Source organism: Azohydromonas australica DSM 1124 (genome assembly GCF_000430725.1).
Taxonomy (GTDB): domain Bacteria; phylum Pseudomonadota; class Gammaproteobacteria; order Burkholderiales; family Burkholderiaceae_C; genus Azohydromonas; species Azohydromonas australica.
The window spans coordinates 84,936-107,235 of the sequence record NZ_KE387203.1 but is presented as its reverse complement, the minus strand read 5'-3'; the positions used below and the strand labels follow the sequence as shown (position 1 = coordinate 107,235).

General features: G+C 69.2%; 23 protein-coding genes. 21 read left to right on the top strand and 2 right to left on the bottom strand.

Translation table 11 applies throughout. The features are described 5' to 3' along the window. Positions 1-130: 130 nt before the first annotated feature. Complete coding sequence (locus tag H537_RS44305; protein WP_043459312.1) at positions 131-1,627, bottom strand: NAD(P)H-hydrate dehydratase; 1,497 nt, start codon at positions 1,625-1,627, stop codon at positions 131-133. Between the two features lie 228 nt (positions 1,628-1,855). On the opposite strand from H537_RS44305, the gene rpsB reads away from it, so the two are divergent. From rpsB to H537_RS0119505, 16 genes are all read left to right on the top strand, one after another. Next, positions 1,856-2,602: a 30S ribosomal protein S2 gene (gene rpsB, locus H537_RS0119580; RefSeq protein WP_028999180.1), complete on the top strand. Its 747-nt coding sequence runs from the start codon at positions 1,856-1,858 to the stop codon at positions 2,600-2,602. A gap of 78 nt (positions 2,603-2,680) precedes the next feature. Continuing rightward, a complete protein-coding gene (gene tsf, locus H537_RS0119575; protein WP_028999179.1) occupies positions 2,681-3,577 on the top strand; it encodes a translation elongation factor Ts in 897 nt (298 codons plus the stop codon). A gap of 97 nt (positions 3,578-3,674) precedes the next feature. After that, positions 3,675-4,385 (top strand): UMP kinase, encoded by a 711-nt coding sequence (gene pyrH, locus H537_RS0119570; RefSeq protein ID WP_028999178.1) that lies wholly within the window; start codon positions 3,675-3,677, stop codon positions 4,383-4,385. Positions 4,386-4,397: 12 nt separating this feature from the next. Next, positions 4,398-4,958: a ribosome recycling factor gene (gene frr / locus H537_RS0119565; RefSeq protein WP_028999177.1), complete on the top strand. Its 561-nt coding sequence runs from the start codon at positions 4,398-4,400 to the stop codon at positions 4,956-4,958. A 23-nt stretch (positions 4,959-4,981) separates the two neighbouring features. After that, positions 4,982-5,725, top strand: a complete 744-nt coding sequence (uppS, locus tag H537_RS0119560; protein ID WP_028999176.1) for a polyprenyl diphosphate synthase — start codon at positions 4,982-4,984, stop codon at positions 5,723-5,725. Positions 5,726-5,735: 10 nt separating this feature from the next. Then, the gene (locus tag H537_RS0119555; protein WP_028999175.1) at positions 5,736-6,560 is read left to right on the top strand and encodes a phosphatidate cytidylyltransferase; all 825 of its coding nucleotides are present in this window, start codon (positions 5,736-5,738) and stop codon (positions 6,558-6,560) included. A 55-nt stretch (positions 6,561-6,615) separates the two neighbouring features. Then, the gene (gene ispC / locus H537_RS0119550; protein ID WP_028999174.1) at positions 6,616-7,809 is read left to right on the top strand and encodes a 1-deoxy-D-xylulose-5-phosphate reductoisomerase; all 1,194 of its coding nucleotides are present in this window, start codon (positions 6,616-6,618) and stop codon (positions 7,807-7,809) included. After that, on the top strand, positions 7,806-9,167 hold the full coding sequence (gene rseP / locus H537_RS0119545) for an RIP metalloprotease RseP (protein WP_028999173.1): 1,362 nt from the start codon (positions 7,806-7,808) through the stop codon (positions 9,165-9,167). The genes ispC and rseP overlap by 4 nt, the downstream gene beginning before the upstream one ends. Positions 9,168-9,179: 12 nt before the next feature. Further along, positions 9,180-11,480 (top strand): outer membrane protein assembly factor BamA, encoded by a 2,301-nt coding sequence (gene bamA / locus H537_RS0119540; RefSeq protein ID WP_043459310.1) that lies wholly within the window; start codon positions 9,180-9,182, stop codon positions 11,478-11,480. A gap of 5 nt (positions 11,481-11,485) precedes the next feature. Further along, the gene (locus tag H537_RS0119535) at positions 11,486-11,989 is read left to right on the top strand and encodes an OmpH/Skp family outer membrane protein (protein ID WP_064736013.1); all 504 of its coding nucleotides are present in this window, start codon (positions 11,486-11,488) and stop codon (positions 11,987-11,989) included. Between the two features lie 97 nt (positions 11,990-12,086). Beyond that, complete coding sequence (lpxD, locus tag H537_RS0119530; protein WP_028999170.1) at positions 12,087-13,112, top strand: UDP-3-O-(3-hydroxymyristoyl)glucosamine N-acyltransferase; 1,026 nt, start codon at positions 12,087-12,089, stop codon at positions 13,110-13,112. Further along, on the top strand, positions 13,109-13,549 hold the full coding sequence (fabZ, locus tag H537_RS0119525) for a 3-hydroxyacyl-ACP dehydratase FabZ (protein WP_028999169.1): 441 nt from the start codon (positions 13,109-13,111) through the stop codon (positions 13,547-13,549). Before lpxD ends, fabZ begins: the two co-directional genes overlap by 4 nt. Positions 13,550-13,559: 10 nt before the next feature. Further along, positions 13,560-14,351, top strand: a complete 792-nt coding sequence (gene lpxA, locus H537_RS0119520) for an acyl-ACP--UDP-N-acetylglucosamine O-acyltransferase (protein ID WP_028999168.1) — start codon at positions 13,560-13,562, stop codon at positions 14,349-14,351. 5 nt (positions 14,352-14,356) lie between these two features. Further along, positions 14,357-15,511: a lipid-A-disaccharide synthase gene (lpxB, locus tag H537_RS0119515; RefSeq protein ID WP_043459307.1), complete on the top strand. Its 1,155-nt coding sequence runs from the start codon at positions 14,357-14,359 to the stop codon at positions 15,509-15,511. Further along, positions 15,480-16,121: a ribonuclease HII gene (rnhB, locus tag H537_RS0119510; protein ID WP_028999166.1), complete on the top strand. Its 642-nt coding sequence runs from the start codon at positions 15,480-15,482 to the stop codon at positions 16,119-16,121. Before lpxB ends, rnhB begins: the two co-directional genes overlap by 32 nt. Further along, positions 16,118-16,900 (top strand): TrmH family RNA methyltransferase, encoded by a 783-nt coding sequence (locus H537_RS0119505; RefSeq protein ID WP_028999165.1) that lies wholly within the window; start codon positions 16,118-16,120, stop codon positions 16,898-16,900. Before rnhB ends, H537_RS0119505 begins: the two co-directional genes overlap by 4 nt. Before the next feature lie 63 nt (positions 16,901-16,963). Here the strand turns inward: H537_RS0119505 and ppsR are convergent, their stop codons facing one another. Continuing rightward, complete coding sequence (ppsR, locus tag H537_RS0119500; protein WP_028999164.1) at positions 16,964-17,785, bottom strand: posphoenolpyruvate synthetase regulatory kinase/phosphorylase PpsR; 822 nt, start codon at positions 17,783-17,785, stop codon at positions 16,964-16,966. A 199-nt stretch (positions 17,786-17,984) separates the two neighbouring features. On the opposite strand from ppsR, the gene ppsA reads away from it, so the two are divergent. The 5 genes from ppsA to rplI all read left to right on the top strand — a co-directional run bounded on the left by ppsA (position 17,985) and on the right by rplI (position 22,095). Next, entirely contained in the window at positions 17,985-20,381 is a 2,397-nt protein-coding gene (gene ppsA / locus H537_RS0119495) for a phosphoenolpyruvate synthase (protein ID WP_028999163.1), read from the top strand. 209 nt (positions 20,382-20,590) lie between these two features. Next, on the top strand, positions 20,591-20,953 hold the full coding sequence (rpsF, locus tag H537_RS0119490) for a 30S ribosomal protein S6 (protein ID WP_028999162.1): 363 nt from the start codon (positions 20,591-20,593) through the stop codon (positions 20,951-20,953). Further along, a complete protein-coding gene (gene priB / locus H537_RS0119485; RefSeq protein ID WP_051243002.1) occupies positions 20,953-21,279 on the top strand; it encodes a primosomal replication protein N in 327 nt (108 codons plus the stop codon). Before rpsF ends, priB begins: the two co-directional genes overlap by 1 nt. 57 nt (positions 21,280-21,336) lie before the next feature. Then, entirely contained in the window at positions 21,337-21,627 is a 291-nt protein-coding gene (gene rpsR / locus H537_RS0119480; protein WP_028999160.1) for a 30S ribosomal protein S18, read from the top strand. A 15-nt stretch (positions 21,628-21,642) separates the two neighbouring features. Next, positions 21,643-22,095 carry a 50S ribosomal protein L9 gene (gene rplI / locus H537_RS0119475; RefSeq protein WP_028999159.1) on the top strand — a complete coding sequence of 151 codons (453 nt, stop codon included), beginning with the start codon at positions 21,643-21,645 and terminating at the stop codon, positions 22,093-22,095. The last annotated feature ends 205 nt before the right edge of the window (positions 22,096-22,300 follow it).

Sequence of the window (22,300 nt, the reverse complement as noted above, 5' to 3'; positions counted from 1 at the left end):
GGCGTGCGACGTGCATGCCGGCCCGCTGCGTCGTTGTGGTGTGCGTGTCTGTACGCGACGCCGTCGTGGGTGGCGTTTGTAATGGGCGCCCCCCGGAAGCGGTCTGTCGCGGGGCGGCAGCCTGAAGGCTTCAGGCCAGGCGGCGCATGGCGTCAATCAGCTCCAGGGCCAGCAGCGGACCGTTCAGCGCATGGGTGTCGGCCGCGGCGCCGTGCAGTTGCACACCGGCAGCCACCAGCCCCTGCAGCGAGGCCATACCCGTGGCGAGCGCGCTCCACTGCCCGGTGAGCCAGCCTGCCAGCACGTCGCCCGTGCCGGGGCTGGCCAGTGCCGCATTGCCGGTGGCATTGACGATCGGCAGTGTCCCGGGGGCGGCCACCACGCTGCCGGATCCCTTGAGCACCACCACGGCGCCCAGGTCCTCGGCCAGCCGCTGTGCGGCGGTGAGCCGGTCGGCCTGGATCTCGGCCGCGCTGCAGCCCAGCAGTCGGGCCGCCTCCAGCGGGTGAGGCGTCAGCACCGTTGCCTGGCCGCGGCCAGTGCGATCGCGCAGCGATCGCGCCAGGGCCATGTCGGCAGCGACGGCATTGAGACCATCGGCATCGAGTACCAGGCGCGCGGCATGTTCCAGCAGGTTGGGCAGCGCCGCGGCCACTGCCTGTCCGCCGCCGCAGCCGCACAGGACGGTCGCACTGCCCAGGCGCTCGGGCGTCGAACGCCACAGCGCCTCGCGCTGCATCAGCTCCGGGCGGGTCGGGTCCAGGGCCAGCGTGCCTTCGAGCAGGCTCAGGTAGACGCGGCCGGCCCCGGCGGACAGGGCGGCACGCGCGGCCAGCAGCGCGGCGCCATGCATGCCCTGTGCGCCGGCGATGACCAGCGCGTCGCCGTAGCTGCCCTTGTGCTGCGCGTGGCCGCGCGCAGGGCGTGCCGTCTCCCGCTGTGCGAGGCCGCCCAGCCAGGCCTGCGGCGCTTCGTCGTCCACCACGTCCAGCGTGTCGAGCCACAGGCGGCCGCAGTGCTCGCGCCCGGCGCCGGTGAACAGCCCGGTCTTGAGATTGAGCATGGTCAGCGTGTCGGTGGCGCGTGCGACGGCATCGCCGACGGTGCGGCCGGTGCCGGCATCCAGGCCGGAGGGCACGTCCACCGCCAGCCGCGTGCCGCGCATGGCGTTGAAGCCCAACACCGCCTGGGCCATGGCGCCTTCGATGGCGCGGGCGCTGCCGATGCCCAGCAGCCCGTCCAGGGAAAGCAGGCAATCCGCCGGCGGCGTGGGGTCGTTCAGCACGATGGTGGCGCCGGCCTCGCGCGCGCTCTGCAGCGACTGCGCGGCGGCCGACACAAGGGCGTGGACGTCGGCGGCAAAGACGCTGGCCGTTACTGTGCGGCCGGCGCGCGCCAGGTGAGAGGCCGCCTCCAGCGCGTCGGCACCGTTGTGGCCTGGGCCGGCCAGCACCCAGCAGTGCCGCGCGTGCGGCGCCAGGGCCAGCGCCAGGCGTGCCGTGGCCAGGCCGGCGCGCGCCACCAGCGTGCCCGGCGGCACGGCGGCCAGCGCGCGCTGCTCCAGGCGCCGCGTGGCGGGCAGGTCGTGCAGAGGTAAATCGTGAGCGGGAAGGGTGATGGGCTGCATGGCGCGGCGCAGGCTAGCCCAAGCGGTGCAGGGGGGCAACGTCGGGGCGCGTTTTGCGCAGGTGCTACAATCTTCGGGTTTTTCCCCAGCCTGGCATGGTGCTTGGCGCGCGGCGAAAAACGTGACTCGCGATGCCGGCGATTCCCAAGGTGTCCCTCCTGCGCTCTTCCCGGGTGCAAACGCAGGGATTCACGCCGGCCTCAAGACCTAACCTTTTGGAGCTTTTCCATGTCCGTCAGCATGCGTGAAATGCTGGAAGCCGGTGTCCACTTCGGTCACCAAACGCGCTTCTGGAACCCCAAGATGGCCCCGTACATCTACGGCCATCGCAACAAGATTCACATCATCAACCTCGAAAAGACGCAGCCGCTGTTCGAGGAAGCGATGAAGTTCGTGCGCCAGCTGGCTTCCAAGCGCGGCTCCATCCTGATGGTGGGCACCAAGCGCCAGGCCCGTGACCTGGTCGCCATGGAAGCCCAGCGTTGCGGCATGCCCTACGTCGACCAGCGCTGGCTCGGCGGCATGCTGACCAACTTCAAGACCGTCAAGGGCTCGCTGAAGAAGCTCAAGGAGATGCAGGCCCAGGTCGAGGCCGGCACTCAGCCCTCGATCAAGAAGGAAGCGCTGATGTTCCAGCGCGAGATCGCCAAGCTGGAAAAGGACATCGGCGGCATCGGCGACCTGACCGCGCTGCCTGACGCCCTGTTCGTGATCGACGTGGGCTACCACAAGATCGCCGTGGCCGAAGCCAAGAAGCTGGGCATTCCGGTGGTGGGCGTGGTGGACACCAACCACTCTCCCGAAGACATCGACTACGTGATCCCGGGCAACGACGACTCCGCCAAGGCCGTGGCGCTGTACGCGCGCGCTGTCGCTGACGCCGTGCTGGAAGGCAAGGCCAACGCCACCAACGACCTGGTGCAGGCCGTGTCCGGCGGCGGCGACGAATTCGTCGAGGTCCAGGCCGAGGCCTGATCCGTCACGCGCCGGAAGCGACCGGCCTGACGAAGGGGGCTGCTTACAGCCCCCTTTTCACAATCAACGGAGATTCATATGCCCGCAATTACCGCAAGCATGGTCGCCTCGCTGCGCGCCAAGACCGACGCGCCGATGATGGAGTGCAAGAAGGCGCTGACGGAGGCCGACGGCGACATGGACCGCGCCGAGGAGATCCTGCGCGTCAAGCTTGGCAACAAGGCCGGCAAGGCCGCCTCGCGCATCACCGCCGAGGGCGTCGTGGCCGCTGCCGTCAACGGCACGACCGGCGCACTGGTCGAAGTCAACTGCGAAACCGACTTCGTCACCAAGAACGACTCGTTCCTGGCCCTGGCCAAGAGCATTGCCGGCCTGATCGCCCAGCACAACCCGGCCGACGTGGAAGCCATCGGCGCGCTGCCGCTGGAGCAGGACGGCTTCGGCCCGACGGTGGAAGACGTGCGCAAGGGCCTGATCGGCAAGATCGGCGAGAACATGTCCATCCGCCGCTTCAAGCGCTATGAGGGTGGCGGCAAGCTGGCCTCGTACCTGCACGGCACGCGCATCGGCGTGATCGTGGAGTTCGAGGGCGACGACGTGGCGGCCAAGGACGTGGCCATGCACGTGGCGGCCATGAAGCCCGCGGCGCTGTCCGGCGCCGAGGTGTCCGCCGAGGTGGTGGAGAAGGAGCGCAAGATCGCCGCCGAGAAGGCTGCCGAGAGCGGCAAGCCGGCCGAGATCGTGGCCAAGATGGTCGAGGGCTCGGTGCAGAAGTTCCTCAAGGAGGTCTCGCTGCTGGACCAGGTCTTCGTCAAGGCCGCCGACGGCAAGCAGACCGTGGCCGCGATGCTCAAGGAAAAGCAGACCACGGTGAAGGGCTTCACGCTGTACGTGGTCGGCGAAGGCATCGAGAAGAAGACCGACGACTTCGCCGCCGAAGTGGCCGCGCAGGTCGCCGCCGCCAAGGGCCAGTAAGCCTGGCACGCCCTGCGTGCGTTGACGCAGGGCACGGGGCCGCCGTGGGCGGCCCTTTAGACTTACCCACTCTCACTTCTTCAGGGAGAACCGCCGCATGCCGGCCTACAAGCGCATCCTGCTGAAACTTTCGGGCGAGGCCCTGATGGGCGACGATGCCTATGGCATCAACCGCGCCACCATCGTGCGCATGGTGCGCGAGATCCAGGAGGTGACGCAGCTGGGCTGCGAAGTAGCCGTGGTCATCGGTGGCGGCAACATCTTCCGTGGCGTGGCCGGCGGCTCCGTGGGCATGGACCGTGCCACGGCCGACTACATGGGCATGCTTGCCACCGTCATGAACTCGCTGGCCCTGGCCGACACGATGCGCCAGGAGGGCATGACCGCCCGCGTGATGTCGGCCATCAACATCGAGCAGGTGGTGGAGCCCTACGTGCGGCCCAAGGCGCTGCAGTACCTGGAAGAAGGCAAGGTCGTGGTGTTCGCCGCGGGCACCGGCAATCCCTTCTTCACCACCGACACCGCCGCCGCGCTGCGCGGCGCCGAGATCGGCGCCGAGGTGATGCTCAAGGCGACCAAGGTCGATGGCGTCTACAGCGCCGACCCGAAGAAGGACCCCGACGCGACGCGCTACGCGCGCATCAGCTTCGACGAGGCCATCGCGCGCAACCTGCAGGTGCTCGACGCCACCGCCTTTGCGCTGTGCCGCGACCAGAAGCTGCCGATCAAGGTGTTCTCGATCTTCAAGCCCGGCGCGCTCAAGCGCGTGGTCATGGGCGAGGACGAGGGCACGCTGGTGCATGTGTAAGAGGAGCTATCGATGAGCATTGCCGACATCCGCAAGACGGCCGAACAGAAGATGGCCAGGACCATCGAGGCCTTCAAGCAGGAACTGCAGAAGGTGCGCACCGGCCGCGCCCACCCCGGGCTGCTGGACCAAGTGCACGTGGAGTACTACGGCTCGATGGTGCCGCTGAGCCAGGTGGCCAACGTCAGCCTGCTCGATGCGCGCACCATCAGCGTGCAGCCGTGGGAAAAGGGCATGGGCCCCAAGATCGAGAAGGCCATCCGCGAGTCCGACCTGGGCCTGAACCCCGCTGCGCAGGGTGACCTGCTGCGCGTGCCGATGCCCGCGCTGACCGAGGAGCGCCGCAAGGAGCTGACCAAGGTCGTGCGCCACGCCGGCGAGGACGCCAAGGTGGCCGTACGCAACCTGCGCCGCGACGCCAACGAGCACGCCAAGAAGCTGCTCAAGGACAAGGCCATCACCGAGGACGAGGAGCGCCGCAGCCTCGACGAGATGCAGAAGCTCACCGACCGCACCGTGGCCGAGATCGACAAGCTGGTCGCGGCCAAGGAAGCCGAGATCCTCGCGGTCTGACCGCGGCACGGCGTGTTTTTCTGATGCAGCACCCGTCCGTGGAGCAAGGCCAGCGCATTCCGCGCCACGTGGCCATCGTGATGGATGGCAACGGCCGCTGGGCCAAGCGGCGTTTCATGCCGCGCATCTTCGGCCACAAGCACGGCGTGGACGCGCTGGTGCGCACGGTGCAGGCCTGCGCCGACCGTGGCATCGAATACCTCACGGTCTTCGCCTTTTCCTCCGAGAACTGGAAGCGGCCCACCGACGAGGTCTCCGGGCTCATGAGCCTGGTGCTGGTGGCGGTGTCCAAGTACCTCACCAAGCTGGAGAAGGAGGGCGTGCGCATCCGCATCATCGGCGACCGCGCCGCCGTCTCCGAGCGCGTGCGCGCGGCCTGGCAGCAGGCCGAGAACGCCACTGCGCACAACACCCGCATCACGCTGTCGGTGGCCTTCAACTACGGCGGCCGCTGGGACATCCTGCAGGCCTGCCAGCGCGCCCTGGCGCTGGGGCTGCGCCCCGAGGAGCTGGACGAGGTGCGGCTGAGCCAGCTCATGGCCATGGGCCATGCGCCCGATCCCGACCTGTTCATCCGCACCGGCGGCGAGGTGCGCATCAGCAACTTCCTGCTGTGGCAGGTGGCGTATTCCGAGCTGGTGTTCAGCGACTGCCTCTGGCCCGAGTTCGGCGAGGCGCAGCTCGATGCCGCGCTGCGCGACTACGCCTCACGCGAGCGCCGCTTCGGCGGCGTGCCCGACGCCCAACCGCAGGCGCTGCGCGCCTGAGGAGCCTTCCATGCTCAAGCAGCGCGTGATCACGGCGCTGGTCCTGCTGGGCCTGCTGATCCCGGCGCTGCTGGCGCCCGACACGCGCTGGTTCGCGCTGCTGACGCTGGCCTTCATCGGCGCGGCCGGCTGGGAGTGGATGCGCCTCAACGGCGCGGCTTCCGGCGTCGCTGTCGCCCTGGGCGTCGTGCTGGCCGCAGCCTGTGCCGGCGCGCTGGCCGCGGGCTGGACGCAGCAGCCGCCCACGCCGGCCTGGGGCCTGGCGGCCGCGGCCTGGGTGCTCGGCGGCATGCTGACGCTGCGCGCCGGCGTGGCGGGCTGGCCCCGGCTGCCGCGCGGGCTGCGCATGGCGCTGGGCCTGCTGCTGCTGTGGCTGGGCTGGCTGGCCCTGGCGCAGGCGCGCGCGCTGGGCCTGAACTTCATTCTTTCCGTCTTCTGCCTGGTGTGGATGGCCGACATCGCGGCCTACTTCGGCGGACGGCGCTTCGGGCGGCGCAAGCTGGCACTGACCATCAGCCCCGGCAAAAGCTGGGAAGGCGCCATCAGCGGCCTGGTGGGCGTGCTGGTGCTGGCGCTGCTGTGGCTGACGCTGGATGGGGACCGCTCCAGCCTCTACGGCCGCCTCATGGCGGCGCACGGACCGGCACTGCTGGTCGTGGGCGTGCTGCTGCTGGTGGGCATGAGCGTGGTGGGCGACCTGTTCGAGTCCCTGGTCAAGCGCGCGGCCGGCGCCAAGGACAGCAGCACGCTGCTGCCGGGCCACGGTGGCGTGCTCGACCGCATCGACGCGCTGCTGCCCGTGTTCCCCATCGCGCTGGCGCTGTCCGCGCTCTGACACCTCGCCCGCGGCCGCACTCCTTCGCGCGCGGGCCTCTTCGAGATCCATCGTCATGACTTGCAGCAAGCAGCGGCTCACGATCCTGGGCGCCACCGGCTCCATCGGCACCAGCACGCTGGACGTGGTGGCGCGCCACCCCGAGCGCTACGAGGTGTTCGCGCTCAGCGCGCACCAGCGCATCGAGGAGCTGGCGGCGCAGTGCCTGCAGTGGCGGCCGCGTTTCGCCGTGGTGGCCGACGAGGTCGGCGCGCAACGCCTGCGCGCGCTGCTGCGCGACGGCGGCTGCGCCACCGAGGTGCTCAGCGGCCCCGAGGCGCTGTGCGAGCTGGCGGCGCATCCGGAGGTGGATACGGTGATGGCCGCCATCGTCGGCGCCGCCGGCCTGGCGCCGTGCCTGGCCGCGGCGCGCGCGGGCAAGCGGCTGCTGCTGGCCAACAAGGAAGCGCTGGTGGTGGGCGGACAGCTGTTCATGGACGCGGTGCACGCCGGCGGCGCCACGCTGCTGCCCATCGACAGCGAGCACTCGGCCATCTTCCAGTGCCTGCCCGACGACCGCGGCGCCTGGGCCGCGCGCATCGACCACATCATCCTCACGGCCTCGGGCGGCCCCTTCCGGCAGCGCGACCCGGCCTCGCTCACGGCCGTGACGCCGCAGGAGGCCTGCGCGCATCCGAACTGGGTCATGGGGCGCAAGATCTCGGTGGACTCGGCCACCATGATGAACAAGGCGCTGGAGGTGATCGAGGCGCGCTGGCTGTTCGATCTGCAGCCCGAGCAGATCCGCGTCGTCATCCATCCGCAGAGCATCATCCACTCGATGGTCGTGTGCCGCGACCGTTCGGTGCTGGCGCAGCTGGGCACGCCCGACATGCGCGTGCCCATCGCGGTGGGGCTGGCGCATCCGCAGCGCATCGAGTCTGGCGCCGAGCTGCTGGACTTCACCCGGCTGTCGGCGCTGACCTTCGAGCCGCCGGATCCCGAGCGCTTCCCGGGGCTGCAGCTGGCCTTCGACGCGCTGTGCGGGCCCGAGGGCAGCACGGCCGTGCTCAACGCCGCCAACGAGGAGGCCGTGGCCGCGTTCCTGGACGGCCGCATCGGCTTCACCGACATCCACCGCGTCAACGCCGCCACGATCGAGCGGGTGCAGCCGCAACTGCCCGTGCAGGCCGCGCTGCAGGACCTGCTGGCGCTGGACGAGCGAGCGCGCGCCCAGGCCCGGCAGTTCGTCGAGGGGCTGACGAGATGAGCACGCTGCTGGCGTTCCTGCTGACGCTGGGCGTGCTGGTGGTGGTGCACGAGTACGGGCACTACCGCGTGGCGCGCGCCTGCGGCGTCAAGGTCCTGCGCTTCTCGGTGGGCTTCGGCAAGGTGCTGTGGCGGCGCCAGAAGGGCGACACCGAATTCGTCGTCTCGCTGCTGCCGCTGGGCGGCTACGTGCGCATGCTCGACGAGCGCGAGACGCCGGTGGCGCCGCACGAGCGCGATCAGGCCTTCAACAACAAGCCGCTGTGGCAGCGCGCGGCCGTGGTCGCGGCCGGCCCGGCGGCCAACCTGCTGCTGGCGGTGCTGCTGTACGCGGCGGCCAGCTGGCTGGGCACGCAGGAGCTGCGGCCCGTGCTGGGCGCGCCGGCGGCGGGCAGCCTGTCCGAGCGCGCCGGCATGCGCGCGGGCGACTGGGTGCGTGCCGTCTCGCGCGACGGCACCGAGTGGCAGGACGTGGAATCCATCGCCGACCTGCGCTGGCACGTCACGCAGGCGGCGCTGGGTGGCGAGCGGCTGCAGCTCATGGTGAGCAGCGCGCAGGGGCAGGGCACGCACAACCTCGTGCTGGACCTGCAGAGCGTGGCGGGCCAGGAGGTCGAGCCCGCGCTGATGCAGCGCATCGGCCTGGGCGCGCCCTACAGCGAGCCGGTGCTGGGCGAGATCAAGCGCGACGGCCCGGCCGAGCGCGCCGGGCTGCGTGCCGGGGACCGGGTGCTGCGCGTGGACAACGTGCCGGTGATGGATGCCGGCAGCCTGCGCGAGCGCATCGCCGCCAGCGTGCGCAACGGCGAGCCGCAGCCCATGCAGTGGCAGGTCGAGCGCCGCGGCCAGACGCTGGAGCTCACGGTGCAGCCGCGGCTGCACGGCGAGGGCCCGCGCGCCATCGGCCGCATCGACGCCTATGTCGGCCGTCCGGCCGAGACGGTGCTGGTGCGCCGCGGCCCCGTGGACGGGCTGGTGCAGGGCGCGCAGCGCACCTGGGAGGTGTCGGCGCTGACGCTGCAGATGATGGGCCGCATGCTCGTGGGCGAGGCCTCGCTCAAGAACCTCTCCGGCCCGCTGACCATTGCCGACTACGCGGGGCAGTCCGTGCACCAGGGCCTGTCGTACTACCTGGGCTTCCTGGCGCTGGTGAGCGTGAGCCTGGGCGTGCTGAACCTGCTGCCGCTGCCGATGCTCGATGGCGGACACCTCATGTATTATCTTTTTGAGGGTTTGACCGGACGCCCGGTCTCGGAGCTCTGGCTCAAGTGGCTGCAGCGCGGTGGCGCGCTGATTCTCCTGCTGCTGATGACCCTCGCCCTGTCCAACGATCTGGCCCGCTTTCTGGGTCAGCACTGACGCGCGCTTTCGATGCTGTTTCCCTGTTCTGTGAGCCCGCTGCGCCCTGTGGCGGCCAGCGTGGCGGTGGTAGCCGCTGCCTGCGCCTTGCCCGCGACGGCGGCCGAGCCCTTCGTGCTGAAGGACATCCGCATTGAAGGTCTGCAGCGCACCGATCCCGGTACCGTGTTCGCGGCGCTGCCCTTTCGCATCGGCGACACCTATACCGACGAGAAGGGCTCCGCGGCACTGCGCGCGCTCTTCGCCACGGGCCTGTTCCGCGACGTGCGGCTGGAGGTCGAGGGCGAGGTGGTGGTGGTGGTGGTCGATGAGCGCTCCATCATCGCCAACGTCAACTTCGTGGGCCTCAAGGAGTTCGACCAGGACACGCTGCTGAAGTCGCTGAAGTCCGCGGGCATCGGCGAGGGGCTGCCCTTCGACCGTGCCACGGTGGACCGCGCCGAGCAGGAGATCAAGCGCCAGTACCTCTCGCGCAGCCTCTACGGTGCCGAGGTCGTCACGACCATCACGCCGCAGGAGCGCAACCGCGTCAACGTCACCTTCACCATCGTCGAAGGCGAGACGGCGCGCATCAAGGACATCCGCATCGTCGGCACCACGGCCTTCTCCGAGCGCACACTGCTGGGCTTGCTGGAGCAGACCACCGGCGGCTGGCTGACCTGGTACACCAAGACCGACCGCTACTCGCGCGCCAAGCTCAACGCCGACCTGGAGACGCTGCGCGCCTACTACACCAACCGCGGCTACCTGGAATTCAACGTCGAGTCCACGCAGGTCACGATCTCGCCGGACAAGCAGGAGATCTCGATCACGATCTCCGTCCGCGAAGGCCAGCCCTACACCGTCACCGGCGTGAAGCTGGAGGGCGACCTGCTGGGCAAGGAAGACGAGTTCCGCTCCCTGGTCAAGGTCAAGCCCGGCGAGCCCTACCGCAGCGAGGACGTGGCCGAGACGGTGCGCCTGTTCACCGAGCGCTTCGGCTTCTACGGCTACGCTTTCGCGCGCGTGGAGTCGCGTCCCGAGATCGACCGTGCCAACGGCCAGGTGTCGCTGGTGCTGGCGGCCGATCCGCAGCGCCGCGTGTACGTGCGCCGCATCAACGTCGCGGGCAACACGCGCACGCGCGACGAGGTGATCCGGCGCGAGTTCCGCCAGTTCGAGTCGTCCTGGTACGACGGCCAGCGCATCAAGCTCTCGCGCGACCGCGTGGACCGCCTGGGCTACTTCAAGGACGTGGCGGTGGACACCGAGGAGGTGCCCGGCGCGCTGGACCAGGTGGACCTGACCGTCAACGTGACGGAGAAGCCCACCGGCAACCTGATGCTGGGCGCGGGCTTCTCCAGCGCCGAGAAGCTCACGCTCTCCGGCTCGATCCGCCAGGAGAACGTGTTCGGCAGCGGCAATTACCTGGGCGTGGAGGTCAACACCAGCCGCTACAACCGGCAGCTGGTGCTCTCCACCGTCGATCCGTACTTCACCATCGACGGCATCTCGCGCGCGGTGGACCTGTACTACCGCACCAGCCGCCCCATCAACAGCCAGGGCGAGGACTACAAGCTCATCACGCCCGGCGCCGCGATCCGCTTCGGGGTGCCTTTCTCCGAGTACGACACGGTGTTCTTCGGCGTCGGCGTCGAGCGCACGACGATCGAGGGCAGCGCGCTGCCCGTCAAGTACCTGGAGTACCGCAAGAGCTTCGGCGACACCGCCCTGTCGCTGCCGCTGACGCTGGGCTGGGCGCGTGACCAGCGCGACAGCGCCCTGGTGCCCACGCGCGGGCGCTACCAGCGCGTCAACGCCGAGCTCTCCGCTGGAGGCGATGCGCGCTACCTGCGCACCAACTTCCAGGTGCAGCAGTACATCGCGCTGGGGCCGCGCTTCACGCTGGGGCTCAATGCCGAACTGGGCTACGGCAAGGGGCTGGGCGGCCGGCCGTACCCGGTGTTCAAGCACTTCTACGGCGGCGGCCTGGGCTCGGTGCGCGGCTTCGACCAGGGCTCGCTGGGCCTGGTGGACCCGACCGGCGCCTACCTCGGCGGCAACCGCAAGCTCAACCTCAACGCCGAGCTCTACGTGCCCATGCCGGGCTCGGGCAACGACAAGACGCTGCGCCTGTTCGGCTTCATGGACGCCGGCAACGTCTGGTACGAGTCTGAAAAGATGCAGCTCGACGACCTGCGCGTGTCCGCCGGCATTGGCCTGAGCTGGATCTCGCCGGTGGGTCCGCTCAAGCTCAGCGTGGGCACGCCGGTGCGCAAGCAGCCGGCAGATAGAATTCAACGTTTCCAATTCCAGATCGGGACTGCGTTTTGATGAACATGGGTGGATGGAAGTCGCTGGTCTTCGCCGCGGCGCTGGCGGCTGCCGGTGCTGGCGCGCAGGCCCAGGAACTGAAGATCGGCTACGTCAACAGCGAGCGCGTGCTGCGCGAAGCCACGCCGGCCAAGGCCGCACAAAGCAAGCTGGAAGCGGAGTTCGGCAAGCGCGAGAAGGATCTCGCCGACATGGCGGCACGCCTGAAGGCCGCCTCGGACAAGCTGGAGAAGGATGCGCCGACGCTGGCCGAGGCCGAGCGCACGCGCCGCCAGCGCGACCTGGTCGAGCAGGACCGCGACTTCCAGCGTCGCCGTCGCGAGTTCCAGGAAGACCTCAACCAGCGCAAGAACGAGGAGCTGGCTTCGGTGGTCGAGCGCGCCAACAAGGTGATCAAGCAGATCTTCGACCAGGAGAAGTACGACCTGATCCTGCAGGAGGTCGTGTTTGCCGGTCCGCGCGTGGACATCACCAAGAAGGTGATCGACGCGCTCAACGCCGGCAAGTGATGCCGTCGCGGCCGCCCTGGCGGGCGTGCCGCATTCGCTGCCTCGCGGCCGCCCACGGGCGGCCGCAGCCTTTGTTCCCATGAGTGAGCCTGCAACGATGAGCGTCACGCTTTCGGACATCGTGGCCGCCCTTGGCGGCGAGCTGGTGGGCGACGCATCGGTGCGCATCGCCGCCATCGCGCCGCTGGAGTCTGCCGGCCCCTCGGACATCAGCTTCCTCGCCAACCCGCGCTACCGCAGCCAGCTCGGCAGCACGCAGGCCGGCTGCGTGATCGTGGCGCCCACGCTGCGTGACGAGGCCGTCGCGCGCGGCGCCGCGCTGGTCACGCCCGATCCGTACCTCTACTTCGCGCGGCTGACGCAGTGGTGGGCCGCCCACGCGCGTCCGCAGCTGCCCGCCGGGGTGCATCCGTCCGCAGTGGTGGAGGAGGGTGCCCAGATCGACCCCACGGCCCGCGTCGAGGCCCTGGCCTTCGTCGGTGCCGGTGCGGTGGTGGAGGCCGGTGCCGTGGTGGGCCCGCAGAGCTGCGTGGGCCGCGGCGCGCGCGTGGGCGCGCATTCGCGCCTGGCCGCACGCGTGGTGCTGGGCGAGCGCTGCACGCTGGGGCAGCGCTGCATCGTGCACAGCGGCGCAGTCATCGGGGCCGACGGCTTCGGCTTTGCGCCGAACCAGGGTCGCTGGGAAAAGATCGAGCAGCTTGGCGCCGTGCGCATTGGCGACGACGTGGACATCGGCGCCAACACCTGCATCGACCGCGGCGCCCTGGGCGATACCGTCATCGAAGAGGGCGTGAAGCTCGACAACCTGATCCAGGTCGCCCACAACGTGCACATCGGTGCGCACACTGCCATCGCGGGCTGTGCAGGCATTGCAGGCAGCACGCGCATCGGGCGGCACTGCACCATCGGCGGTTCGGCCAACATCATTGGCCACATCGAGATCGTGGACCACGTGCATGTCTCGGCCTGCACGTTCGTGAGCCGCTCGATACGCCAGCCCGGCCACTACAGCGGCTCCTTCCCCTTCGACGACAATGCGAGCTGGGAAAAGAACGCAGCCACGCTGCGCCAGCTGCATGCGTTGCGCGAGCGCCTGAGGGCACTCGAAAAAAAGATCACATGATGGACATCCACCAGATTCTCAAGAAGTTGCCCCACCGCTACCCGATCCTGCTCGTGGACCGGGTGCTGGAGGTGCAAGAGGGCGAGCGCATCGTGGCGCTCAAGAACGTCACCATCAACGAGCCCTATTTCGTCGGCCATTTCCCGCACCGGCCGGTGATGCCGGGCGTGCTGATCCTCGAAGCGCTGGCGCAGGCCTCGGCCCTGCTGGCCTTCACCACCGACAAAACCGAGCCCGACGAGAACACGGTGTACTACTTCGTCGGCATCGACGGCGCGCGCTTCAAGCGCCCGGTGGAGCCGGGCGACCAGCTGCACCTGGACGTGAAGCTGGAGCGCATGAAGGCCGGCATCGCCAAGTTCAGCGCACGCGCGCTGGTGGACGGAGAGCTGGCCGCCGAGGCGCAGCTCATGTGCACCATCCGCAAGATCGCCTGACGACGCCCGCATGGCCCTGATCCATTCCACCGCGCTCGTGGACCCGGCGGCCGAGCTGGCCGAGGACGTCAGTGTCGGCGCCTACACGGTCATCGGCCCCGAGGTCGTGGTCGGTGCGGGCACCCGCATCGGGCCGCACTGCGTGATCGAGGGCCGCACCCGCATCGGCCGCGACAACCAGATCTTCCAGTTCAGCTCGCTGGGTGCGGCGCCGCAGGACAAGAAGTACGCCGGCGAGCCCACCGAGCTGCACATCGGCGACCGCAACACCATCCGCGAGTTCTGCACCTTCAACCGCGGCACGGCGCAGGACGCCGGCGTCACGCGCGTGGGCGACGACAACTGGATCATGGCCTACGTGCATATCGCGCACGACGTGCAGCTGGGCCACAAGACGATCCTGGCCAACAACGCGACGCTCGCCGGCCACGTGCACGTGGGCGACTGGGTGATCGTGGGTGGCCTCACCGGCGTGCACCAGTTCGTGCAGATCGGTGCGCACGCGATGGTCGGCTTCGCCACGGCGCTGTCGCAGGACGTGCCGCCGTTCATGATGATCGACGGCAACCCCGCGCAGGCGCGCGGCTTCAACGTCGAAGGGCTGCGCCGGCGCGGCTTCAGCCGGGTCCGCATCGCGCAGGTCAAGCAGATGCACAAGCTGCTCTACCGCGAGGGGCTCACGCTGGAGAACGCCAGGGCGCAGATCGAGGCGCTGCGCGGCGGCACGGACGCCGACGGCGATGCCGACCTGGCGCTGATGCTCGAATTCCTGGAGCGCGCCAAGCGCGGCATCGTGCGCTGACCGCCATGGCACCCATCGCAGGCGATCCTCGCTTCTCGATGGTCGCCGGCGAAGCGTCCGGTGACCTCCTGGCTTCGTTGCTCCTGGGCGGCCTGAAGGCGCGCTGGCCGGGGCTGTCGTCCACTGGCATCGGCGGCCCGAAGCTGGCCGCGCAGGGCTTCACGGCCTGGTGGCCGAGCGAGAAGCTGGCCGTGCACGGCTATGCCGAGGCACTGCGCCACTACCGCGAGATTTCCGGCATCCGCGACGCGCTGGCCGAGCGGCTGCTGCAGGAGAAGCCGGACCTGTTCATCGGCGTTGATGCGCCCGACTTCAACCTCGGCCTGGAAGCGCGGCTGAAGGCGGCGGGCCTGCGCACCGTGCACTTCGTCTGCCCGTCGATCTGGGCCTGGCGCGGCGGCCGGGCCAAGCGCCTGGCACGCAGCACCGACCACGTGCTGTGCCTCTTCCCCTTCGAGCCCGAGCTGCTGCGCGGCCACGGCATCCAGGCCACTTATGTCGGCCACCCGCTGGCCGACGCGATCCCGCTGCAGGTGCCGCGCGCCGCGGCGCGCGCGGCGCTGGGCCTGCGCGACGACGAGTCCGTGCTGGCCGTGCTGCCGGGCAGCCGCCGCGGCGAGATCACGAACCTGCTGCCGACCTTCCTGGGCGCGGTGCGGCTGCTGCACGCGGCGCGGCCGCAGCTGCGCTTCGTGCTGCCGGTGGCGCCGGGCCTGCGCGGCCTGGTCGACGACCAGATCGCCGCGCATGGCGCGGGGCTGCCGCTGGTGCTGCTCGACGGCCGCTCGCACGAGGCGCTGGCCGCCTGCGACGCCACGCTCATCGCCAGCGGCACCGCCACGCTGGAGGCGGCGCTGTTCAAGCGGCCTATGGTCATCGCCTACCGCATGGCGGCGCTGAGCTGGCACATCATGAAGCGCATGCGCTACCAGCCCTGGGTCGGGCTGCCCAATATCCTGTGCCGCGACTTCGTGGTGCCCGAGCTGCTGCAGCACGATGCCACGCCCCGCGCGCTGGCCGACGCGGTGCTGCAGTGGCTCGATGCCCCGCAGCGCGCGGCCGCGCTGGAACAACGATTCATGGACCTACATCACCTGCTGCGGCGCGACACGGCCCGCACCGCCACCGATGCAATCGCACGACTGTTGGATGGAGCCTGAGCAGATGGCTCTGTGCTTCGACGTGCCCGGGCTCATGGCCGGCGTGGACGAGGCCGGGCGCGGCCCGCTGGCCGGCCCGGTGGTGGCGGCGGCCGTGATCCTGGACGACGACGACCCGATCGAGGGCCTGGCCGACTCGAAGGCGCTGACCGCGCGCCGGCGCGAGCTGCTGTTCGACCAGGTGCGCGCCCGCGCGCTGAGCTTCTGCATCGCCGAGGCCAGCGTGGAGGAGATCGACCGGCTCAACATCCTGCACGCCACCATGCTGGCGATGAAGCGCGCCGTGGAGGGCCTGCGCCTGAAGCCGGCCAAGGCGCTGGTGGACGGCAACCGGCTGCCGCCGCTGCGCATTCCGGCCGAGGCCATCGTGCGCGGCGACGCGCTGGTGCCCGCCATCTCGGCCGCTTCCATCCTGGCCAAGGTGCACCGCGACCAGTTGTGCCAGCAACTGCATGCCACGTATCCACACTACGGCTTCGACGTGCACAAGGGCTATCCGACGCCCGCGCACCTGGCGGCGCTGCGCGAGCATGGCGCCAGCGAGGCGCACCGGCGCAGTTTCAGGCCTGTGCGCGAGGCGCTGCTGGCCCGCACCGGAGCGCCGGCATGAGCGAGCCGCTGCACGTCACCTCGCGCGACAACCCGCTGCTGGTGAAGCTGCGCAAGCTGACGCAGGACCCGGCGGCCTACCGCAAGCTGGGCCTGGTGTGGCTGGAGGGCGACCACCTGTGCCGGGCGCTGCTGGCGCGCGGCCAGCAGCCGGCGCAGGCGGTGGTGAGCGAATCCGGCTGGCTGCAGCCGGCGCTGCGCGAGCTTGCCGCCGCGGCGCCCAAGGCGGTGGTCCTGCCGGATGCACTGTTCGCCGGCGTCAGCGCGCTGGAGTCGCCCGCACGCATCGGTTTCACATGGGTGCCGCCGGTACAGAACGAGGTCGCCGCGGGACAGGCGGCCGTGGTGCTGGACCGGGTGCAGGACGCCGGCAATCTCGGCAGCATCCTGCGCAGCGCCTCGGCGCTGGGCTTCGCGCAGGTGATCGCGCTCAAGGGCAGCGCGGCGCTGTGGTCGCCCAAGGTGGTGCGCGCGGGCATGGGCGCGCATTTCAACCTGCGGCTGGTCGAGGGCGTGGAGATCGAGGCGCTGCAGGCGCTGGGGCTGCCGCTGGTGGCCACCAGCTCGCACGCGGCGCTGGCGGTGCACGAGGCGGCGCTGCCCTGGCCCTGCGCCTGGGTGATGGGCCACGAAGGGCAGGGCGTGCGCGAGGAACTGCTGCAGCGCTGCGGGCTCACGGTGCGCATTGCGCAGCCCGGGGGCGAGGAGTCGCTCAACGTCGCCGCCGCGGCGGCGATCTGCCTGCACGAATCGGCGCGGCGGCGGGTGACGGCGCCCTGAAAAACCGGCGCGCAGCCCCACCGCCTTGAAGCCCCGGTGCCAGGCGCCGGGGCGCTCCTGCGCTCAGTAGATCAGCCGGTCCGGGCGGATGTCGCGCAGGATGGTGGTGGCGATCTCCTCGATGGACTTGTGCGTGGAGCTGAGCCAGCCGATGCCTTCGCGGCGCATCATGGCCTCGGCTTGGCGAACTTCCCAGCGGCAGTTTTCCAGCGCGGCGTACTTGCTGTCCGGGCGGCGTTCATTGCGGATTTGGCAGAGCCGTTCCGGGTCGATGCTCAGTCCAAAGCATTTGCGCTTGTGCGGCGCGAGCGAGGAGGGCAGCTGGCCGCGCTCGAAGTCCTCGGGGATGAGCGGGTAGTTGGCGGCCTTGATGCCGTGCTGCATGGCCAGGTAGAGCGAGGTGGGCGTCTTGCCGCTGCGGCTCACGCCCACCAGGATCACGTCGGCGCTTTCCAGGTTGCGCGCGGATTGCCCGTCGTCGTGCGCCAGCGAGAAGTTGATGGCCTCGATGCGGTCGTTGTACTCCTCGCTCTTGGCCACGTCCGAGAAGCGGCCGACGCGGTGGTTGGACTTCACGCCGAACTCCGCTTCCAGCGGTTCGACGAAGGTGTTGAACATGTCCAGCACCAGTCCTTGCGTGGACTCCTTGACGATGCGGCGCACGTCCTCGTTGACCAGCGTGATGAAGACGATGGGGCGCTTGCCCTCGCGCTGCGCGGTGGCCGCGATCTCGTCGGCCACCTGCTGTGCCTTCTCGACGCAGTCGATGAAGGGCCGCCGCACGTGCCGGTGCTTGGCCGGGAACTGGGCCAGGATCGAGTTGCCGAAGGTCTCGGCGGTGATGCCGGTGCCATCGGAGACAAAGAACACGGTGCGGTTGGGCATGACGTACGGCAAGAACGAGTGTTGTGACGATCATAGGTGCCGCCTGCGTAGAATCACGCCCAATTCGCCTTGCGGCCCCGACGGCATGACTGCCCGGGCATCCCAGAACCAAGAACATCAAGAACAAATTCACATCGGGCACGGTCTCGTGTCGGCGGCTGCGCAGGGCTCCAGTTTTTCCACCATCAGGAGCTTTTCCATGTCCAACCCCCAAGCTGCGACCGCCCTGGTCCTGCCTTTCGAGCAGCTGCGCATGACCGACGTCGAGTCGGTCGGCGGCAAGAACGCCTCGCTGGGCGAAATGATCAGCCAGCTCGCCGCCTCCGGCGTGCGCGTGCCCGGCGGCTTCGCCACCACGGCACACGCGTTCCGCGAGTTCCTCAAGTTCAACAACCTCACCGAGAAGATCAACGCGCGCCTGTCGGCGCTGGACGTGGACGACGTGCGTGCCCTCACCGAGGCGGGCGCCGAGATTCGCGGCTGGGTCACGGACGCGCCGTTCCCGCCGGCCTTCGAGGCCGCGGTGCGCGAGGACTTCGCGCGGCTGACCGCGGACCATCCGGGTGCCAGCTTCGCCGTGCGCTCCTCCGCCACGGCGGAGGACCTGCCCGATGCCTCCTTCGCCGGCCAGCAGGAGACCTTCCTGAACGTCAGCGGCATCGAGGACGTGCTGCACAAGATGAAGGAGGTCTTTGCTTCCCTCTACAACGACCGCGCCATCAGCTACCGCGTGCACAAGGGCTTCGCGCACAGCGACGTGGCGCTGTCCGCGGGCGTGCAGCGCATGGTGCGCTCGGACCTGGGCGCTGCCGGCGTGATGTTCACCATCGACACCGAGAGCGGCTTCAAGGACGTGGTGTTCATCACCGCCAGCTACGGTCTGGGCGAGACGGTGGTGCAGGGCGCCGTCAACCCTGACGAGTTCTACGTGCACAAGCCGGCGCTGCAGGCGGGCAAGTTCTCCGTCATCCGCCGCAACCTCGGCTCCAAGCTCATCCGCATGGAGTTCGCCAGCCCCGAGGAAAAGGCCGCCACCGGCCGCCTGGTGCGCACGGTGGACACGCCGCCCGAGCAGCGCAACCGCTACGCGCTGAACGATGCGGACGTGATCGAGCTGGCCAAGTTCGCGCTGATCATCGAGCAGCACTACGGCCGCCCGATGGACATCGAGTGGGGGAAGGACGGCCAGGACGGCCAGCTCTACATCCTGCAGGCCCGTCCCGAGACGGTGAAGAGCCAGGCCGAGGGCAAGGTCGAGCACCGCTACAAGCTCAAGGGCAAGGGCACCGTGCTGGCCGAAGGCCGCGCCATCGGCCAGAAGATCGGCACCGGCCCCGTGCGCCTGGTGCGCAGCATCGCCGAGATGGAGCGCGTGCAGCCCGGCGACGTGCTGGTGGCCGACATGACCGACCCCAACTGGGAGCCGGTGATGAAGCGTGCCTCGGCCATCGTGACCAACCGCGGCGGCCGTACCTGCCACGCGGCCATCATCGCGCGCGAGCTGGGCATCCCGGCCGTGGTGGGTTGCGGCGACGCCACCGAGACGCTGGCCGACGGCGCCCTGGTGACCGTCTCCTGCGCCGAGGGCGACACGGGCTTCATCTACGACGGCCTGCTGGAGACCGAGGTCAGCGAGGTGCAGCGCGGCGAGATGCCGTACTGCCCCATCAAGATCATGATGAACGTGGGCAACCCGCAGCTCGCCTTCGACTTCGCCCAGATGCCCAACGCGGGCGTGGGCCTGGCGCGGCTGGAGTTCATCATCAACAACAACATCGGCGTTCACCCCAAGGCCATCCTCGACTATCCCAACATCGACGATGACCTGAAGAAGGCGGTGGAGTCGGTGGCCCGCGGCCATGCCTCGCCGCGCGCGTTCTACGTGGACAAGCTTGCCGAAGGCGTGGCCACCATCGCGGCGGCCTTCTGGCCCAAGCCCGTGATCGTGCGCCTGTCGGACTTCAAGTCCAACGAGTACCGCAAGCTCATCGGCGGCACGCGCTACGAGCCCGATGAAGAGAACCCGATGCTGGGCTTCCGTGGCGCCTCGCGCTACATCAGCGGCGACTTCAGCGACGCCTTCGGCATGGAGTGCGAGGCGCTCAAGCGCGTGCGCAACGACATGGGCCTGACCAACGTCGAGATCATGGTGCCCTTCGTGCGCACCGTGTCCCAGGCGCAGCGCGTGGGCGAGATGCTCGCCGCGCGTGGTCTCAAGCGCGGCCAGGACGGCCTGAAGCTCATCATGATGTGCGAGGTGCCCAGCAACGCCATCCTGGCCGAGCAGTTCCTGGAGCACTTCGACGGCATGTCCATCGGCTCCAACGACCTGACGCAGCTCACGCTGGGCCTGGACCGCGACTCCGGCCTGGAGCTGCTGGCCAACGACTTCGACGAGCGCGATCCGGCCGTGAAGGCGCTGATCTCGCGTGCCATCGCCGCCTGCCGCGCCACCGGCAAGTACGTGGGCATCTGCGGCCAGGGCCCCAGCGACCACGCCGACTTCGCCGACTGGCTGGCCTCGGAAGGCATCGTGTCGATCTCGCTCAACCCCGACTCCGTGGTCGAGACCTGGCAGCGCCTGGCCAAGCGCTGAGCTGCGAGCGGTGACCGTGCCCGTGCACGGTCGCCAAGCCCTTCAAAAGCCCGAGCGTGCTCGGGCTTTTTCACGGGCCTCAAGCCTTGAGCCCACGAATCAGGAGCGTCGTTCGGCGCAACTTGCTATAATCGCGGGCTTGCCTTGCCGTCCCTCCTGTTTGGCGCAGAGGGGCGGCTTCCGCTTTTTGGAATCCACAAGGAGCATTCATGCGTCATTACGAAATCGTGCTGCTGATCCACCCGGATCAGAGCGAACAGGTTCCGGCCATGCTGGAGCGCTACAAGAACCTGGTCACCAACGCTGGTGGCAAGGTGCACCGCGTCGAGGACTGGGGCCGCCGTCAACTGGCCTACCTGATCCAGAAGCTGGCCAAGGCGCACTACCTGTGCCTGAACATCGAGTGCAGCAAGGAAACGCTGACCGAGCTGGAAACCGGCTTCCGCTTCAACGACGCCGTGCTGCGCCACCTGACCGTGGCCAAGGACAAGGCCGAGACGACCCCGTCGGTGATGATGAAGGCCGTCGAGAAGGAAGAAGCCCGCAAGGCCGCGCAGGAAAGCGCCGCCTGATGAGCGCGGGCGCGTCAGCGCCGCTCGCGCAGGTCGTTGCCGGCGTCAACCGGCTGGTGCTCAGTGCCCAGCTCGTCGAACGCGGCGCCCTGCGCTACACCCCCGCCGGAGTGCCGGCCTTCGACCTGGGACTCAAGCACGAGTCGCAAGTCCTGGAGGACGGCCTGCCGCGCCGGGTCTCGCTGGAGATCCGGGCCGTGGCGATCGGCGAGGTCACGCGGCGCGTCGGTGCGCTGGAGCTGGGAAACAGCGGCGAATTCGCCGGTTTCCTGAGCGCCGGACGCAGCGGACGCGGCCTGCTCTTCCATGTCACGGCGCTCGACTGAAACGGTCGTTCCCGCCGCACTGTTCGCAATCAAGTATCTGGATTCAAGGAGTCAAACATGGCCCCGCCTCGTGGAAAAGGTCGCTTCTCGAAGGACCGCAAGCCCAAGCGCAACCAGCAGTCGCTGCTGTTCCGCCGCAAGCGCTTCTGCCGCTTCACCGTCGCTGGCGTCGAGCAGATCGACTACAAGGACATCGACACGCTGCGCGATTTCGTCGGCGAGAACGGCAAGATCACGCCCGCCCGCCTGACCGGCACGCGCGCGTTCTACCAGCGTCAGCTCACCAACGCCATCAAGCGCGCGCGCTTCCTGGCGATGCTGCCGTACAGCGACCAGCACAAGCTCTGATAGGGAAGCAGCACCATGCAAGTGATCCTGCTCGAAAAGGTCGCCAACCTGGGCAACCTGGGTGACGTCGTCAAGGTCAAGGACGGCTACGCCCGCAACTTCCTGATCCCGACCAAGCAGGCGCGCCGCGCCACCGAGGCCGCGCTCAAGGAATTCGAAACCCGCCGCGTCGAACTGGAAAAGGCCGCTGCTGAAAAGCTGTCCGCCGCCCAGACGCTGGGTGGCCAGCTGGACGGCCTGACCGTCCAGATCGCGCAGAAGGCCGGCGTGGACGGCCGCCTGTTCGGTTCGGTGACCAACGCCGACATCGCCGAGGCTCTCAAGGCCAAGGGCTTCGACATCGTCAAGTCGCAGGTGCGCCTGCCCAACGGCCCGCTCAAGACCGTGGGCGAGTTCCCGGTGGCCGTGGCGGCCCACACCGACGTGGTGGTGGAGCTGACCATCAAGGTCGTTCCCGAAGCGGAATAAGCGCGGGCTTGCTCGCGTAAAGCCGCCGCAGCGTTCGCGTTGCGGCAGCACAAAGGGCCGGCCTTGCCGGCCCTTTTTGTTTGTCCGCCTGACTGCTGTCCTGTCGTCCCGGGAGCGGATAAGTCCCTGTCGCAGCAGCGGTTTTTCGCGGGTTGGCGCGCTTCCAACGGCGCCGACCCTGTCTGTCCAGCGGTCCTGACCGCGC

What these genes read in the sequence shown, in the direction of transcription:
- H537_RS44305 (WP_043459312.1), bottom strand. Translation starts at nt 1,627, where the DNA reads ATGCAGCCCATCACCCTTCCCGCTCACGATTTACCTCTGCACGACCTG.
- rpsB (WP_028999180.1), top strand. Translation starts at nt 1,856, where the DNA reads ATGTCCGTCAGCATGCGTGAAATGCTGGAAGCCGGTGTCCACTTCGGT.
- tsf (WP_028999179.1), top strand. Translation starts at nt 2,681, where the DNA reads ATGCCCGCAATTACCGCAAGCATGGTCGCCTCGCTGCGCGCCAAGACC.
- pyrH (WP_028999178.1), top strand. Translation starts at nt 3,675, where the DNA reads ATGCCGGCCTACAAGCGCATCCTGCTGAAACTTTCGGGCGAGGCCCTG.
- frr (WP_028999177.1), top strand. Translation starts at nt 4,398, where the DNA reads ATGAGCATTGCCGACATCCGCAAGACGGCCGAACAGAAGATGGCCAGG.
- uppS (WP_028999176.1), top strand. Translation starts at nt 4,982, where the DNA reads ATGCAGCACCCGTCCGTGGAGCAAGGCCAGCGCATTCCGCGCCACGTG.
- H537_RS0119555 (WP_028999175.1), top strand. Translation starts at nt 5,736, where the DNA reads ATGCTCAAGCAGCGCGTGATCACGGCGCTGGTCCTGCTGGGCCTGCTG.
- ispC (WP_028999174.1), top strand. Translation starts at nt 6,616, where the DNA reads ATGACTTGCAGCAAGCAGCGGCTCACGATCCTGGGCGCCACCGGCTCC.
- rseP (WP_028999173.1), top strand. Translation starts at nt 7,806, where the DNA reads ATGAGCACGCTGCTGGCGTTCCTGCTGACGCTGGGCGTGCTGGTGGTG.
- bamA (WP_043459310.1), top strand. Translation starts at nt 9,180, where the DNA reads ATGCTGTTTCCCTGTTCTGTGAGCCCGCTGCGCCCTGTGGCGGCCAGC.
- H537_RS0119535 (WP_064736013.1), top strand. Translation starts at nt 11,486, where the DNA reads ATGGGTGGATGGAAGTCGCTGGTCTTCGCCGCGGCGCTGGCGGCTGCC.
- lpxD (WP_028999170.1), top strand. Translation starts at nt 12,087, where the DNA reads ATGAGCGTCACGCTTTCGGACATCGTGGCCGCCCTTGGCGGCGAGCTG.
- fabZ (WP_028999169.1), top strand. Translation starts at nt 13,109, where the DNA reads ATGATGGACATCCACCAGATTCTCAAGAAGTTGCCCCACCGCTACCCG.
- lpxA (WP_028999168.1), top strand. Translation starts at nt 13,560, where the DNA reads ATGGCCCTGATCCATTCCACCGCGCTCGTGGACCCGGCGGCCGAGCTG.
- lpxB (WP_043459307.1), top strand. Translation starts at nt 14,357, where the DNA reads ATGGCACCCATCGCAGGCGATCCTCGCTTCTCGATGGTCGCCGGCGAA.
- rnhB (WP_028999166.1), top strand. Translation starts at nt 15,480, where the DNA reads ATGCAATCGCACGACTGTTGGATGGAGCCTGAGCAGATGGCTCTGTGC.
- H537_RS0119505 (WP_028999165.1), top strand. Translation starts at nt 16,118, where the DNA reads ATGAGCGAGCCGCTGCACGTCACCTCGCGCGACAACCCGCTGCTGGTG.
- ppsR (WP_028999164.1), bottom strand. Translation starts at nt 17,785, where the DNA reads ATGCCCAACCGCACCGTGTTCTTTGTCTCCGATGGCACCGGCATCACC.
- ppsA (WP_028999163.1), top strand. Translation starts at nt 17,985, where the DNA reads ATGTCCAACCCCCAAGCTGCGACCGCCCTGGTCCTGCCTTTCGAGCAG.
- rpsF (WP_028999162.1), top strand. Translation starts at nt 20,591, where the DNA reads ATGCGTCATTACGAAATCGTGCTGCTGATCCACCCGGATCAGAGCGAA.
- priB (WP_051243002.1), top strand. Translation starts at nt 20,953, where the DNA reads ATGAGCGCGGGCGCGTCAGCGCCGCTCGCGCAGGTCGTTGCCGGCGTC.
- rpsR (WP_028999160.1), top strand. Translation starts at nt 21,337, where the DNA reads ATGGCCCCGCCTCGTGGAAAAGGTCGCTTCTCGAAGGACCGCAAGCCC.
- rplI (WP_028999159.1), top strand. Translation starts at nt 21,643, where the DNA reads ATGCAAGTGATCCTGCTCGAAAAGGTCGCCAACCTGGGCAACCTGGGT.